Annotated in this window: 10 protein-coding genes and 3 pseudogenes; 2 read left to right on the top strand and 11 right to left on the bottom strand. The window is 61.6% G+C overall.

What is annotated here, in order from left to right; genetic code table 11:
• Nucleotides 1-4: 4 nt before the first annotated feature.
• The 5 genes and pseudogenes from QFZ30_RS15035 to QFZ30_RS15055 all read right to left on the bottom strand — a co-directional run bounded on the left by QFZ30_RS15035 (nt 5) and on the right by QFZ30_RS15055 (nt 7,904).
• Nucleotides 5-1,354: a flavin monoamine oxidase family protein gene (locus QFZ30_RS15035; RefSeq protein WP_307077526.1), complete on the bottom strand. Its 1,350-nt coding sequence runs from the start codon at nt 1,352-1,354 to the stop codon at nt 5-7.
• A 16-nt stretch (nt 1,355-1,370) separates the two neighbouring features.
• Nucleotides 1,371-3,020 (bottom strand): S8 family peptidase, encoded by a 1,650-nt coding sequence (locus QFZ30_RS15040; protein WP_307077527.1) that lies wholly within the window; start codon nt 3,018-3,020, stop codon nt 1,371-1,373.
• A gap of 486 nt (nt 3,021-3,506) precedes the next feature.
• Nucleotides 3,507-3,875: pseudogene (locus QFZ30_RS22060) on the bottom strand (universal stress protein).
• A gap of 113 nt (nt 3,876-3,988) precedes the next feature.
• The gene (locus QFZ30_RS15050; RefSeq protein ID WP_307077529.1) at nt 3,989-6,583 is read right to left on the bottom strand and encodes an alpha-L-rhamnosidase; all 2,595 of its coding nucleotides are present in this window, start codon (nt 6,581-6,583) and stop codon (nt 3,989-3,991) included.
• 40 nt (nt 6,584-6,623) lie between these two features.
• Entirely contained in the window at nt 6,624-7,904 is a 1,281-nt protein-coding gene (locus QFZ30_RS15055; protein WP_307077530.1) for an MFS transporter, read from the bottom strand.
• Nucleotides 7,905-8,064: 160 nt separating this feature from the next.
• Here QFZ30_RS15055 and QFZ30_RS15060 point away from each other — a divergent pair.
• A pseudogene (locus tag QFZ30_RS15060) lies at nt 8,065-8,406 on the top strand (fibronectin type III-like domain-contianing protein); the annotation flags it as partial.
• Between the two features lie 54 nt (nt 8,407-8,460).
• On the opposite strand, the gene QFZ30_RS15065 reads toward QFZ30_RS15060, so the two are convergent.
• The 3 genes and pseudogenes from QFZ30_RS15065 to QFZ30_RS15075 form a co-directional block, all read right to left on the bottom strand.
• Nucleotides 8,461-8,904 carry an SRPBCC family protein gene (locus QFZ30_RS15065; RefSeq protein WP_307077533.1) on the bottom strand — a complete coding sequence of 148 codons (444 nt, stop codon included), beginning with the start codon at nt 8,902-8,904 and terminating at the stop codon, nt 8,461-8,463.
• Between the two features lie 342 nt (nt 8,905-9,246).
• Entirely contained in the window at nt 9,247-10,131 is an 885-nt protein-coding gene (locus QFZ30_RS15070) for a hypothetical protein (protein ID WP_307077535.1), read from the bottom strand.
• 665 nt (nt 10,132-10,796) lie between these two features.
• Nucleotides 10,797-10,996: pseudogene (locus tag QFZ30_RS15075) on the bottom strand (IS630 family transposase); the annotation flags it as partial.
• Nucleotides 10,997-11,167: 171 nt separating this feature from the next.
• Between QFZ30_RS15075 and QFZ30_RS15080 the strand changes: the two are divergent.
• Nucleotides 11,168-11,872 (top strand): hypothetical protein, encoded by a 705-nt coding sequence (locus QFZ30_RS15080; protein ID WP_307077537.1) that lies wholly within the window; start codon nt 11,168-11,170, stop codon nt 11,870-11,872.
• Nucleotides 11,873-11,911: 39 nt separating this feature from the next.
• Here the strand turns inward: QFZ30_RS15080 and QFZ30_RS15085 are convergent, their stop codons facing one another.
• The 3 genes from QFZ30_RS15085 to QFZ30_RS15095 form a co-directional block, all read right to left on the bottom strand.
• Nucleotides 11,912-12,181 carry a hypothetical protein gene (locus QFZ30_RS15085; RefSeq protein ID WP_307077539.1) on the bottom strand — a complete coding sequence of 90 codons (270 nt, stop codon included), beginning with the start codon at nt 12,179-12,181 and terminating at the stop codon, nt 11,912-11,914.
• Between the two features lie 446 nt (nt 12,182-12,627).
• The gene (locus QFZ30_RS15090; RefSeq protein WP_307077540.1) at nt 12,628-13,473 is read right to left on the bottom strand and encodes a hypothetical protein; all 846 of its coding nucleotides are present in this window, start codon (nt 13,471-13,473) and stop codon (nt 12,628-12,630) included.
• A gap of 71 nt (nt 13,474-13,544) precedes the next feature.
• The gene (locus tag QFZ30_RS15095; RefSeq protein ID WP_307077542.1) at nt 13,545-14,093 is read right to left on the bottom strand and encodes a VUT family protein; all 549 of its coding nucleotides are present in this window, start codon (nt 14,091-14,093) and stop codon (nt 13,545-13,547) included.
• Nucleotides 14,094-14,199: the final 106 nt, after the last annotated feature.

A 14,199-nucleotide genomic window follows, 5' to 3' on the forward strand; every position in this document is an offset into this window, starting at 1 on the left:
CTGGCTAGGAGAGTTTCGTGAGGATCTCGTCGGCGGCCCGGCGGCCGGAGCGGATGGCACCGTCCATGTAGCCGTTCCAGACCGTGGAGGTTTCTGCGCCCGCCCAGTGGATCCGGCCCACGGGCGCAGCGAGGGCCGGACCGTACTGGGTCCAGGCGCCCGCGCCGAGCCGCCCGCCGTAGCAGCCGCGGGTGAACTCTTCAGCGGTCCAGTCCTGCTCGACGACGTCGAACGGGTGCGCCGCCGCCGGCCCGAAGTACTTCACCAGCGCGGCGATAACCAGCTCGCGGCGCTCCGCTGCGCTCATCAAGTTCGCGGCGCGGGCGTGGGCGCCCTCGAGGAAGCCCACCAGTACCCCGCAGGAGCCATCGTCCGGGCTGTTGTCCAGGACGATGTTGAATGCGTCATCGAGGCTGAGTACCACTCCGCTTAGTCCGTCCTCGCGCCAGAACGGAGTGTCGTAGCCGACCTGGACCTTGATCACGGCCCCGGCCGGCATCTGCTGGGTGAGCCCGTCGCGCAGCGCAGGCAGGGGCGGGACGTACCGCAGCCGGCCGGCCAGCGTCTGCGGTACGGCGACGACGACGCGCCCGGCCGTGACGCTGCCGCCTTCGTATTCGACAAGCACGCCCGTCTCATCCTGGCGAATGGTCCGGACCACGGTATTGAGCCGGACCGAGCCGCCCAGTTCGGCGGACATCCGCTCGGAGATTTGGTGGGTGCCGCCGACGACGCGGCTCTCCTGGGCACCCCCTGTTATGGTCATCAGTGCCTCAAGGCTGGTGCCGGACCTGACGTAGAAGAGGAAGTGCAGGAGTGAAAGCTCCGGAGACTCGGCGGAAAACAGGACAGGCACCACCAGGCGGAAGAAGCGCAGCGCGATGCTGTCTTCGGTGTTGGCCACCAGCCACCCGTCCAGCGTCTGCCGGTCCAGGTCTTCCGCGCCGTCAGTTTCCCACGGTGCCTCAATCGCCACCGTCGAGGCCAAGGTCTCCAGGTCCTCCCAGAGCCGGCCCACCTCCATGGCCGACTCCGGCGGAAGGCCGAAGGTCTCGTCGGCGTACCGAACCACGTTGCCGTCGAAAACGGTCAGGGCTTCGCCCTGGTCGAAGCTGGGGAAGGTCTTGAGTCCCAGTTCCTCTACGAGCCCGAGCACCGCGTCCTGTGTGGGGCCGACCCATTGGCCGCCCATCTCCACCGGCACCCCGTTGCTGAGAAATCCTCCCAGCGTGCGCCCGGCCACCCGGCCGCGCGCCTCAAGCACGGCAACTGTCCTGCCGGCCTGAACCAGCTTGCGGGCTGCACTTAGGCCGGCCAGGCCCGCGCCCACGACGACGACATCCACATCGTGCATCTTGCGATCCTCCACATCAGTTGAGGCGAACGTAGGACGGCGAGCGCCAGCCGCTCCGTTTCAATCTCCTGATTGCATAGGCGACAACCACTCCACCAAGGACTAATCCGATCGTGGTTACCCAAACAGAGTTGTTCGCTGCAGCGAGCACCTTATCCTCCGCAGCATCTTCGAATGTGTCCGCAACAGGGGCAATTGTGGCACCGCTACTTGGTAATGGAGTAGAGGTAGAGTTCGCTGTCGCTGATGACGCTGCTGTTTCCGAGAATGTCGTTTCAGGGCGTTTAGTGACTTCATCCACCACCGGCTCAGGTGAAATCACTCCAGGTTCAGCCTTCGCCACTTCCTGCGCCGCATTGGCCGCAGCAGGGATATTTTGGGGCAAAGCGGCTGCAGTCTGCTGGGAGGGAGCATCAGCCCGTTCGGGAGCCGGTGGTGCGGGAGCGGCTTGTGCAGGCTCTGGAGTTGGGGCCGCAGTAGCAGGTGCGGGCGCAGCATTGGCCGTAATAACGGGAGCGGGAACTTCAACAGCAGTTACAGGGGGAGCTTCAGCAGTAGACAGGGTAGAACCTGCTGATCCCTGCAACCCACAATGCGTGCCTACCCCGGCCCATGCATCACCAGGTTGGAGATTCGAGCAGGAGGGAGGAGCCGGATTAGGCGCGGGAATGAACAGCAACCTGTTCGGGGTTGCGCCCTTGCTGGCACTGATGACACCCGTCATCGCGCTATTTGTCATCGATTGGTGAACTTGTGCCGGGGATAACGAAGGGTCACGGGAAAGCAGGATTGCAGCCGCACCAGAAACGTGAGGAGCAGCCATTGAAGTACCGTCCAGAGTGTTGTAGCCGGTAGGAGCGTTGCTCCAAGCAGACCTGATGGACACTCCCGGCGCTTGAATATCAACGCAAGAGCCGTAGTTAGACCAAGAAGCTTGAACGTCGTTAATATCCGTTGCTGCAACAGTAATGGCAGACGGAACACGAGCAGGAGAAGCAGCACAGGCATCAGCGCCGGAGTTGCCGGCTGATGCGACTACTGTCATCCCGTCGTTAGCAGCGCTTTGAACGACTTCGTCAAATGAAGCATTAGTGAAACCGCCAATACTCAGGTTTAGTACTGCCGGCTGACCAGCAACATGGTGCTGAACTGACCAGTCAATCCCTGCCATGATCGTTGAAGCCCAACCGCTTCCATCACACGCAAGCGCTCGGATGGGGATGACTTTAGCTTTCTTGGCAACGCCGTATGTTGTTCCGGCGGCGGTTCCAGCGACGTGCGTCCCATGACCATTACAGTCATGGATTCCATTACCATCATGGACTCCCCACCAGACAGCAGGAACTCTCCCGGAAAATTCTGTGTGGGAAACATGTAGCCCAGTGTCAACAATGTAGATATTGACCCCAGCACCTTCATCACCAATGCTGTACTGCCCGTCCCTTCCTGATCGCTGATCTACTCGGTCAAGCCCCCAAATAGACGTGGCTCCAGAGATGGAAACGGGAGTGTCAGGTTCAACTGAGGCCACGTCTTCTGATCTTTTCAGCGACTCCATTTCCTTCGGTGTCGCTACAACTACTGAAGCTTTCATTGCATGGGAAAGAGTCGCCTTAACTTCAATCCCTTGTTGCTGCAGGGACGTAGACTCCGCTTCTGCATTCACATCATTTCCATATTTTACGATGTACCTTTGCTCTCCTCCGGGTAGAGCAGAGGGCGAAGGAGAAGGAAAAGTGGCAGATGGCGGACTAGTTGCAAGATCGGCATGAGCAACAGCAGAGGCTAGAGATAGAGCCATTGAGGCAAGGAATACGGATGTCACGGCTTTAAGGAAATACGGCGGTACGGACATCTGCACTGTTCTTTCCTACGAAGGATCCCCCTCATCGCAGGAGCAGCCATTTGTGATAACGAGCATTAATAAGAGCTGCATTACCGAGAGCCATCCAAATGATAACGAGGAGGTTTCCAGATATTAGACCTCAGCGGACTGCTTGTCGAACTTTATTGTCCGGCACGAACATCTTGCTGCAACCGGTGGGCGCCTTTGACACCCCTGGCATCGTCCCCAGGTCCACGACGCAGTGGATTATTGAACGATGAGAGCACGCGCATCACCAAAGATCAGCGGATGTTGCCACCACCGCCCTCAGCCTGCTTCAGTCCCGCGGGGCTTGACCGCAATGACAGGAATGTTTGCCTCCAGGAGGATCTGCTGAGCGGCGGAACCCAGCAGCAGTTTGCCTACCGGGCTGCGCCGCTTGACGCCTACGACGATGACCGAGGCATTCAGTTGGCTCGGAGGCGTCCAGGAGTTCGCTGACGGCATCGCGGTGTCGGACATCGGGAGTGCGGAACGTGACCGGCACCCCGTCGAGGTGGTCGCCTTCAGGGTCGAGTTGGGCGCCCTCGAGATTGAAGACCAGCAGGTTCTCTGTCCGCTTCTGGGCCTCGGCGACGGCAGCGGTGAGGGCGGCCTCACCTTCGGGGTGCCGGTGCGGGCGATGATGACGGTCATGGATTCCTCCAAATTGGGTTTTCGGGATGGTGTGGTGGTACGAACTGATCACTCTGCTGCCGGCTCGCGAGATGCTGCGGCAACTTCGACAGGCAGTGGGGCGGGAAGACCTGTCAGGGGACGTACTCCTGGGCGAACTCGTGGATACCGTGGCCGACCTCCACTGGCTCCGCCCCGGGCAGTTCGACGATCCCGCGGGCTCCGACGGGTACGACCACAGTGGTGCGCAGCGCGCCGTCCTCTAGCGTCCAGTCGATGCGGGCCACTCCGTAAGGCGTCCGGTGGGTGGCTCCGGCGCTGGTCAACGTCCCGCCTGGCCGGGGGGCGAAGCGGATGCGGCGGTATGCGGTGTCCGCGGCCTCCAAGCCTGCGACCACCCGGTGCATCCAGTCAGCAACCGCGCCCAGAGCATAGTGGTTGAAGGAGGTCATGTCTCCGGGGTTAACGGTGCCATCGGCCAGCATGGAGTCCCAGCGTTCCCAGATAGTGGTCGCTCCCATGGTGATGGAGTAGAGCCATGACGGGTAGCCGGTAGCTTGGACCATGAGATAAGCCTCGGTCAGGTGGCCGTCGCGGGTGAGGGCATCGGTGACGACGGGAGTGCCGGCGAATCCGGTGGAGATCCGCCCGCCCGCCTCGCGCACGAGCTGAGCCAGGCGGTCAGCGCCGGCCTGCCTTGACTGCATATTGGGATAGAGATCAAAGGCCGAGATCAGGGCATACGCGGTCTGGGTGTCACTGGTCGCCCGGCCCTCGTCGGTGAGGTAGCGGGTGACGAAAGCGGCCACCACCTTTTCGGCGAGGTCGGTGTATCGGGCCGCATCGTCATCCTCTCCCAGCAGGGAGGCGACCGCAGCAAGGCGGCGGGCGGAGTAGGCGAAGTATGCAGTGGCCACCAAGCCAGGCTCGGTGGTCGCCTCAAACGGGCTCTCCGGCGGAGCGGCCGGATCCAGCCAGTCGCCCAGCTGGGTCCAACCCTCGCAGAGCAGAGTCGGTCCAGCCTTGGCTGCGACCTGCTCGACGTAGGAGCGAGCACTGGGGTATTGGCGGTGTAGTAGCTGGAGGTCCCCCGTGCGCTGGTACAGGACGTCGGGAGTGAGCACCGCGACGTCGTCCCACACTGCCACCGGATCAGGTGGCAGTTGAGCCCATCCCCCTAGGGGAATCCAGGGGACGTAGAAGGGCACGGTGCCGATCTTCTGCTGTTGTAAGGCGAGGTCTCGCAGCCAGGAAGAGAGCATGCCGGTGACATTGTAGAGAAAGGCCGCGGTAGCGGTGAACACTTGAATGTCCCCGGTCCAGCCCAACCGCTCGTCGCGCTGGGGGCAGTCGGTGGGAATATCCACGAAGTTCGAGCGCAGGGACCACAGGACGTTCTCGTGCAGGCGTTCCAGTTCCGGATCGGAGCAGCGGAACCAGCCGGTGCGTTCCATGTCGCTGTGGAGTACCCGGGAGACGACGTCACCGGGCTCCAACGCCCCCTGCCAGCCGGAGACCTCAGCGTAGCGGTATCCGTGGATCGTGAAGCGTGGCTCCCACTCCAGCTCCTTCCCGCCGAGAACTAGGACGTCAGTGGCGGCCGCCTCGCGCAAGGTTCGGGTGTAAATCTCCCCAGCTTGGAGCACCTCGGCGTGGCGCACAGTGATGACATGTCCGGCCGGGCCGGTGGCGCGCAATCGGAGACGTCCGGAGTGGTTTTGCCCGAAGTCCAACAACCACCGTCCCTCTCCCTTGTCCTCCACGCTCACCGGAACCAACTCCTCAATGCAGCGCACTGGGGGGCCCGTTGGCGCCACGAGCACGGAGGCGACCAGCGCGGTGGTCCGCGCCGGGGTCCAGCCGTCCAGATCCCAACCGGGCCGGGACCACGCGGGGTCGTGGAGGCGGGCGTCAAACGTCTCCCCGTCGTAAAGGCTGGCGGTGAGGATGGGGCCGAAACCGGCCTGCCAATTCTTGTCACTGCAGATGGTGTGACGGATGCCGTCGGCGGTGACGGCCTCCAGCTGGACCAGAGCCGAGAGGTCGGTTCCGTAGTAGTCCCAAACCCCGCCCTCGAAACCGATCCGCCCGCGCCACCAGCCGTCGGCCAACCACACCCCGATCGCGTTCTGCCCGGCTTCAAGGAGGTTGGTAACGTCGAAGGCAGCGTAGCGCAGCCGGTGGGAGTAGCTGGTCCACCCCGGGGTGAACTCCTCGTCACCGACGCGGCGACCGTTGATCTCCGCCTCGACCAAGCCGTGGCCGGACAGATACAGGCGGGCACTGACGAGGTCGGGAGGCAGGACAAACTCCGTGCGGACCCTGCCCGGCCGTCGCAGCGTGCCGGGTTCCTCGTCCCAAGCAGGACCGACAAGGCCGGCTACCCAGTCACCTGGCTCGAGCAGCCCAGCCTCCACCGACGCGGGCTCGCTCCACGGGCCCCACCCGTCCGGGCCCTGAACCTGGACCCGGACCGTGGCCCGCTCCCGGGAGACCAGTGGACGGGCCGGCCACGGCACCAGCACCTGGGCCTCCCCGCGCAGGACGTGCAGGCTCGTGTCCGTCTCCATTCCCGGCACCCCGAGGCTCACCTCGACGTGGGCGGCCGTCTGCACGAAGCCCTCCGGCGCCTCGCCGAGCTGCCAGGAAATCCGCGGCCGGGCTTCCTCGATACCCAAACGGGCGTTTTCATGGTGCTCGAAGCGGACGCGGGTGATGGTGGCGGACATCAGGGGCCTTTCGTGCGGAACGGTGGGAGCGGAAGAGACGTCAGGCGGCGGAGTCGGTCAACGATGCGGCCGTTCGCTCCCCGACGGGCAGGCCTGTGAAAACCTTGGGCACGCGCGACACCCAGAAGATGCCGATCAGGGCGGCTACGACGGTGGTGGCGATCAGGAAGTAGAACAGCACCTCCGGGCCGTACTCAATGATCGCCGGTGTGAACAGTGCCGCCACTGCAGCGACCACTCGGGTAAAGGCGATGGTGATGCCCTGTGCACTGGAGCGGTACTGGGTGGGGAACAGCTCTTGGGACCACACCTTATACATCGGCTCCCCGCAGATTATGCCGGCGATGCCGTAGAGCACCCCGTAGGCGACCAAGGTGGGAACGGCCACCCCGAGTACCAACGGGATGGCCAAGGCCACCACGCACACCACGCTGCAGACGATGAACACCGGCATCCGGTACCGAGTGTCCACCACCCGCATCAGCGCGAAGGTGGCCAAGAAGCTGGCGGTGAAGGCGATGAAGCCGATGGTGGCGGCCGTGGAAACCGAAGCGCCGGCGACGTTGACGTAAAGATAGGTGCCGAACTGGCCGCCGGTGTTTGCGGCAATGTTGGCCAAAGCGTAGAACAGTCCTGTTCCCACCAGCGGGCCTAGATAACGTGCCGAGAACAGTCCCCTGAGCGCGACCCGGTCGACTGTTCCCGCTACTACGGCGGCCTGTTCCCTCGCCCAGGCCGGGGATTCCGGCAGGAACGCCCGTAGAATCAGCACCACCACGGCCAGCACAAATAGGTGCCCATAGAGGATCCGCGCACCGGTCACCCCCATGCCACCGACGAAGATGGCCAGCAGCTGGACTACCAGCACCCCGGCCATCCACAGCACGTGAGAGAAGGCCACCATCTTGCCTTGCTTGCCCCCCGGGGCGCTCTCGGCAATCATGGCAATCGACACCGGCAGGTCCGCCCCGGCCGCGAAACCTATCAGAATCACCCCTAGGTAGAGGATCCCCACCCCGGGGGCCAGCGTCAGCAGCAGCGCACCCAAGGCGAAGAGGACCATCGTTACCGAGAACACCCGGCGCCGCCCGTACTTGTCGCCCAGCCGGCCTCCAATCAGGGCACCGACGGCGATCATCACCGTAAGTAGCGCCGAGAGCTGGCCGATCTGCCCGGGTGTAATCCCAAAGGGCTCTTGGAATAGGACCAGGGCGATGCCTGTAGTGACGATAGCTCCAGCGTCCAAATAGGACGCCATGCCAGCAACGCTGGCTATCCACCACGCCTTACGCACGGAGGGTACTGCAGTTGAAACGTTCATTGTTTCTTCCCTTGGACGAGTCGAAGTCGTATTGGCAGCTCTGCCGGTGACGCCAGTCGCCGTGCTGCATGTCACATTAAGGCTACGGCATAATGAAACGTTTCATCAACCGGATTACGAAAAAATCTAGTCGGACTCGACTTTTGTTGCAAGATTTTTCAAGGTTGTGTACTCCGAGGGCATCCACGTGGGCTACCGGGCCTGGCTCAAGCAGCAGGCAGGAGAAGGCCCCGCGCCCGCTCTTCCGTTCGGCTTCGGGCTGGGCTACACCACTTTCGAGCTGAGTGCACCGCACGCACCGCAGTCGGTTCCGGCCGGCAATGACGTTGTGGTGCATGTTCCGGTGCGGAACACGGGCAGCCGTTCAGGCCGCGAAGTGGTCCAGGTGTACCTGGAACGCGTTGCATCCGCGGTAGAGCGCCCCGTCCGCTGGCTGGCGGGCTACGCCGGAACCCACCTGGCACCCGGCGGCACCGAGAGTGTAGAGGTGCGCATTCCGGCCTTTGTGTAACAGTCTTCAATGCGGGGGGGTCTCATCAACGGATCAATCAACGGCTCAGGGGCGCTCTAGCAGGACCTTGAGGGTGGCTAGGGCCTTCTCGTCGTCTCGCTTGAAGATCAGCGTCAGAAGGGGTATGGCGAACCGGGCCAGCCCGGCCACTTGGAAATCCACGTTGCTGATGAGCCGACAGGTGTTGGCACCAGTGGGCTCGATCAAATACGAGGCCACTCCGGTCATCTTGCCCGAGGGAATCTCGAAGGCGACGAAGCGGTCAGGCTCGTAGGCGATGAAGCGGTTACGGGCGACGACCTTCATCCCTGCGAATCGCCGCGTTAATTCATGCTCCGTGCCAACGCCGATAGGACCCGGCGTGATGCGCCGTATCTCATCGATGCCGCTTTGCCATCGGGGCGCGTTCGTGTGGTCTGCGACGAAGTCGAAGACCTTTGAAGCCGGAGCCCGCAGCTCGGTGCGCGTTTCCAGTTGGAGCCTTCTCATGAGGCGAGAATGAACCTCATGACGGCCGAAGTCAACGGACCAACCAGGCTCGCCGACACCCAGTAGAGATGTCTCCTATCCCGTCAGGCGTTAGTAGACACAGAGGTTACGAGACACTCGTTCGGTAGGAGGTCGGTCTGTGAGATGGCCCGCGCGATTACACAAGCGATTGAATAGACGCTCGGCTGCGTCATCAGGGACTATGCGTCGGGCGGTAGGCCATCGTTCCATCCCCTCTTCGGGAGTTGGCCGTCGCAAACAGGGCGGCCATGGCCCCCCACGAGCGGCGCGGCAAAGCCCCCGGGTGATGCACCCGGAGGCTTTGCACTTGCCTTGTGAGTGTTACTGAACGGCTACGAAAACTTTGTCGGCGAACATGCCCGGCCTGACGGCGAGGACACCTTGGCCAGCCGTGGCAGTCGGCACTTCAAAAGCCTCATTGCCTGTTGCTGTGCCGTCCTTGTAGAGCGCACTCGTGGTGTCGATGGGGTCCGGTTCAGTGACGGACTTGGCAAAAGCGTTCACAGTCCTGCCGTCTGCCGTCACGTATTCGACCGACACGAAGGCAGGCATCTGCCCGTTAGGGTCATCGCCGATGTAGGTAGCGGAGTAGTTCACGAGGATGTACTCCGACCCCTCAGCAGGCGGGTCATTGAATTGGTTGGCAGCGACAACAGCATCCGTGGCGGCGAGGGAGACCGAGTTGACCACAATACGCCAGTCGTCAGACGCAATGACCGAGCCAATCGGGTGTGGGTTCTCGCGGGTTCCGGCTTCGGCGGCCGGAACTGCTGCTCCATCAGTGGCACCCGCGTCGCCGGACGGTGCTACGACTTTGGTGTCGCCGCTGCCGAGGGCGTTGTCGATGGACGACCCGACGACGGCAAAGAACACGACGACCCCGACAATTGTTCCAACGATTGACAGGATCAAGGCAGTGATACCCATCCCTTTGGGTTTGTCCTTTAGGAACAGTGAAACGAGAGCCAGAACGAATGCGATTGGCAGCAGTATCCAGCCAACGATGAGGGCACCGGGCATGCAGGCGAAGATGAACCCGAGCGCCGCTGTGACGAGCGCGATGAGCCCGACGACGTTCAACTGCTTCTTCGCCTTCGTCGGCTGGGGCGGGAACGTCTGCGTTGGCGCCCCATAACCCGGCTGCGCGAGAGGTGGTTGCCCAGGCTGCCCGGGTGCCGTCTGCTGGTAATCCTGTTGATGTGACATTTTGTTCCCCCATATTTCTATTAGTGTGTTCAAATTTCGACTTCAGCCAGATTGCAAGCTGAGTTCGGTAACGTGTTGTGGCTTGTTACTGTTTGAGCCACGAACGGCTTGCAGGCCCATCTTCGAGGGAGGAGGCCTAGCGAGCGACAGGAACTGTTGGCAGGTGCTCAACTGCTTGAAGGTTACGCGGCACCGCCGGCCTCTCAGGAATCCCTTGAGAGGGACTATTTTCGGTCAAGAGTGATGCCCCCAATTTTTCGTGCAAGTTGCCTCTTTCGGCCTGCCAGTCGGTCAGGGGGCTAATCCATTAGTTCTGGCATCCGGCCGGATTGCGGACATTCACCAATGTGCCCGGTGTCGCCACAACCTCGTCGAACACGAGCCTATTTGCTTTGCGGGCCACCGCCGCTGTGCTGGGCGAATCCTCAGTCAACACTCAGGCTTTCTTGCGCTGATCCTGAGGTTTCGTGGCACTCTTAGGTTTCTTACCAAACATTTGTTCGCTGCAGTCGGATTCACAGGCTATTGGAAAGCGCGACGGAAGGGCCTGACGAAGTTGAAGTGCTACCTCCGCGATACGAGGCAGTCTTGGCCTACGTGGGCATCCTGTTAGCGGCCGGGTTGTGGGGGATATGCTCGCTGGCAGCTCAACTGTTCGGCTTCTAATGAGTTGGCGGTTCGCCTCCCGCGAGGCACCCAGTGGTGTGTCTCAGTTCCGCGAACAAGGTAGTGGTGCCGTTTCGTTTGTAGTCATGCGTTATCGTTTCCGCCCGGCCCTTGGTCATCGGCAGGGACGGCTGGGTGCCGTCCAGAGCCTGGATGGAGACTTCTCGTCCATGCACAGCACGATCGCCTTCTCCGGGGGTCACCAGCCCGCGCGTATTAGTCTGACCACGCCATCGCCAACGAAACCCGCGAGCCAGGACAAGTTGTTCGTGGAGTGCTTCGCCGGCTGCGTCGGCGATCTCGGGGTGAGGGCTTCTGCGATCGGCACCTGTGGACACCTGGTCAGGCGGAACTAGAATGAGCCATGTCCATGACCGGCCGAGCTGTCTCTGTTGTGGTGCTGCTCGCCGTCGAGGCGGTACTGGCACTGCTGGCTGTACTGGTCCACCAGGGCTTCATGGCCGTGTACGGCGATGTCACCGATACCGCGTTCGAAGGGCTCGCCTGGGGGTTGACGGCCGGTCCCTCCGGAATGGCGCTCGGTCTGGTCGCTGTGGTTGCCGTGATCGGCCTGGTGCTCTCGCCACGGCTGTGGATGCGGCTGACGGCCGGGGCCATCCCGGTTCTCATGCTCCTCGGGATGCTCGCTGTCACCCCTTTGGCACTGGGACAGAAGACCGAGAAGTTCGACTCCGCTCCGCAATGCGTGATGGAGGGCACGGATGAGCCCATGGCCACCGCAGACCGTGAGTCCCAGCAGGCGTTCGATTCCATCAAACACGTCGGCCTTTACAGCGGTGGTGGCATCAGTGGCGTCGGCGGCTGTGCCCGCTGGTTTGCGATCTCAGAAGACGTCGATGTGTTGCAGCACTATCGTGCAGCGCTGCCAGAGGCGGGCTGGGAAGTGGTCGAGGATGACGGGCGCCACCTGCGGGCCGAGCGTGATGGCCTGGCGTTCGAGGTGACGCCCTGCCCTGGAGGCGGTGCCGTCTGGGCCGGACGCGATACGGATCCCGCATATGGACAAGGAACGGTTATGCAGGCGGGTACTGACATTTGCGCACACCACTTCTGAAAACTCCAGGGTGGCGCCAAGGCCGAAGGGTGAGACCGGCTACCGACGCTTCTGTCCGAGACCGAGCAGCGCCATGGCAATGGACAGTGCCAGTCCTGAGGCTATCAGCGGGGTGGTCTCCCGGTCCGGGTGCCGGAACGACTCCCGCGTGCTCCGCTCCCACGAGATGCCAAAGATGGAGAGGGCGCCCAGCCACCCGACCGCCGGCGTGACCCGCGGCCGCGGCCTGGCAACCAGCAATGCGATCCCTGCCGCATTGACGGCCAGAGTACGCCATGGGGTTGCCAGCCCACTGCCAATGGTCCACATATGGCGTGGGACTATCCCCGGCTTTCCCTGCCCAAAGGGAATGTCGTTGGGGATCCAGTCCCGGTCTTTTCGCGCCGAGTTTTTCCTCGGCGCGCCCTAGGCAACCCAGATGTCTATGGCGAAATTGCCAGGCGGCCGGCAAAGGGTCGTGTTCCCCGACTTTCGCCCAGACGTGTTGCCTACACTTCGACCGCCACAATGGATCGAGGCACAGAGGCTGGCTGCGAGAGCATTGGCACCGGTGTTACGTCCGCGGGTGGGCCTTCCCTCAGCAGAGCCTGATTTTCGCTGTGGTAAAAGTTGAACGCGATGCTCCTGTGCTCGGAGCCAGCCAGACAGGGGCTAGCGTTGGTATGCCAACTTGAGCCTCACCGAGCACTGGAAGTGAGATGGGATTGCTTCGCTTTCCCCTGTGATTGACAGATTTCAAATTCTCGAACCACCATTTACTGTCTGTCCAGGATTGTATTCTGTGGCCGCTCGGGCCCAGAAGCGAACAATGCAGTGTCCCGTTGGGCGAGAACCGCCGCACCAATCATCGCGAAAAGGATGCTAGAGGGTTCAGGATGGCCCCCAACATCTTCGGCCGCATCAGATAGGAGAGCGTCAGCCACTCGAGCGGTGTGGACCGTTGAGTGCTCCTCGTTGGCCAACGTATATCGGAAGACGCCCGATTTAGAAGTCCTGTCGATAGTCACAGTGCATTCCCCCAGGCTAGTTTCCACTTCCATGGCTATTTGTGTGTCGTTCACGAGAAGACGCAAATCCCGCAAACCGACGAAGGAAGTACTGGCAAGATGAGTAGTGGCGTTCCAGGCCCGCAATAATGCGGATTGCCTGCGGAAGTCGCAATATGCCTTACGTACCTGACTGGCTTCGAGGTCCTCACCTCCGGTCTCGATTTCGGAACCCGAATAGTGAATGGGTCCGGACTCAGGGTGGCCATGGATGGAGCCATGATGAAAGCCAACGCTGGTTCTTGTCAGCGAGACTGAAAACACCCAGCCTCCTTCATTATGGATTTCTGCGTGCAAAGCTGTTGCTCGGTAAAGGTATTCATGTTTCATCAGTCCGACGATGCCCGCGTCCTCAAGGATTCCAATGCCCCAGTCAAAAAATCGTTGCTCCTGTGGGCTGACAAAGGACTCCTCGGAGTCCACAGCAAAGACGGCTGATGTCGAACCGCGCCGGGATGCAGATCTGTAGGCTGAGGGGACCCATAGGCTTGGAGGAGGCACGCACTGGCCTTCAACTGCAATACCAGTAGGGGGAAGGTTTTGCAGACTGGCCATACGTGGATGCTATTGGAAGAGACTCCCGCAGCCTAATACTGAGCACCCACTTTGTTTGCCAGTCAGCCCACTCAAGACTTTCGCCAGATCCGAGAACCGACTACTAAAGCGACAGCGGCAACTGTTACAACCATTTTTCCTACCATTTGGCCCGCCAGCGCCTCTTGAATCGGGAAGCCTGCAATAGTCAGGAAAATAATCGTGTCAACGAACGATCCGACAAGGTTAGACGCAACGGCCGCACGGATATAGCCGCTCTTCCTGAGCGGAGTGTAAACGACGAGGTCGGCTACTTCTGAGGACAGAAATGCCACGGCAGACGCAAGGGCAATGAACGGGTCGGCCAAGAAGAAGGACAATGCTGCACCTACAGCAATTAGACCTAGTGTCCACACCTTGCCAGCGGCGTCCTGCAGTGCGTCGCGCAGAACGAATGTCAACCCTGCGAAGTACGTTCCGGCGGTCGCCATCAAGCCAAAGCCAACGGGAACGATGCCATATCGTGAAGTCACGAAGTTAGCGGCAAGAATGCAGGCTAGCAGGCCACTTGCCGCTACGCTCGCCACTACAACGTCTCTTCTAGTGCGGGCACTAACGACGGGAAGCGCGGTCTGGGTCATGGCTGTCTCCTATACGTGAACTGTCGCCGCCAATAGACATTACAACCACCTAGAGACACGCAGGCGGAAGTACGCTCAAAGTGTGACCAGGTCGTCCTGACAGCGA

It is taken from the genome of Arthrobacter pascens (genome assembly GCF_030815585.1).
Taxonomy (GTDB): domain Bacteria; phylum Actinomycetota; class Actinomycetes; order Actinomycetales; family Micrococcaceae; genus Arthrobacter; species Arthrobacter pascens_A.

Bases quoted from the DNA above. Each gene is read 5' to 3' on its own strand.
- QFZ30_RS15035 (WP_307077526.1), bottom strand. From the start codon at position 1,354: ATGCACGATGTGGATGTCGTCGTCGTGGGCGCGGGCCTGGCCGGCCTA.
- QFZ30_RS15050 (WP_307077529.1), bottom strand. From the start codon at position 6,583: ATGTCCGCCACCATCACCCGCGTCCGCTTCGAGCACCATGAAAACGCC.
- QFZ30_RS15055 (WP_307077530.1), bottom strand. From the start codon at position 7,904: ATGAACGTTTCAACTGCAGTACCCTCCGTGCGTAAGGCGTGGTGGATA.
- QFZ30_RS15065 (WP_307077533.1), bottom strand. From the start codon at position 8,904: ATGAGAAGGCTCCAACTGGAAACGCGCACCGAGCTGCGGGCTCCGGCT.
- QFZ30_RS15070 (WP_307077535.1), bottom strand. From the start codon at position 10,131: ATGTCACATCAACAGGATTACCAGCAGACGGCACCCGGGCAGCCTGGG.
- QFZ30_RS15080 (WP_307077537.1), top strand. From the start codon at position 11,168: ATGACCGGCCGAGCTGTCTCTGTTGTGGTGCTGCTCGCCGTCGAGGCG.
- QFZ30_RS15085 (WP_307077539.1), bottom strand. From the start codon at position 12,181: ATGTGGACCATTGGCAGTGGGCTGGCAACCCCATGGCGTACTCTGGCC.
- QFZ30_RS15090 (WP_307077540.1), bottom strand. From the start codon at position 13,473: ATGGCCAGTCTGCAAAACCTTCCCCCTACTGGTATTGCAGTTGAAGGC.
- QFZ30_RS15095 (WP_307077542.1), bottom strand. From the start codon at position 14,093: ATGACCCAGACCGCGCTTCCCGTCGTTAGTGCCCGCACTAGAAGAGAC.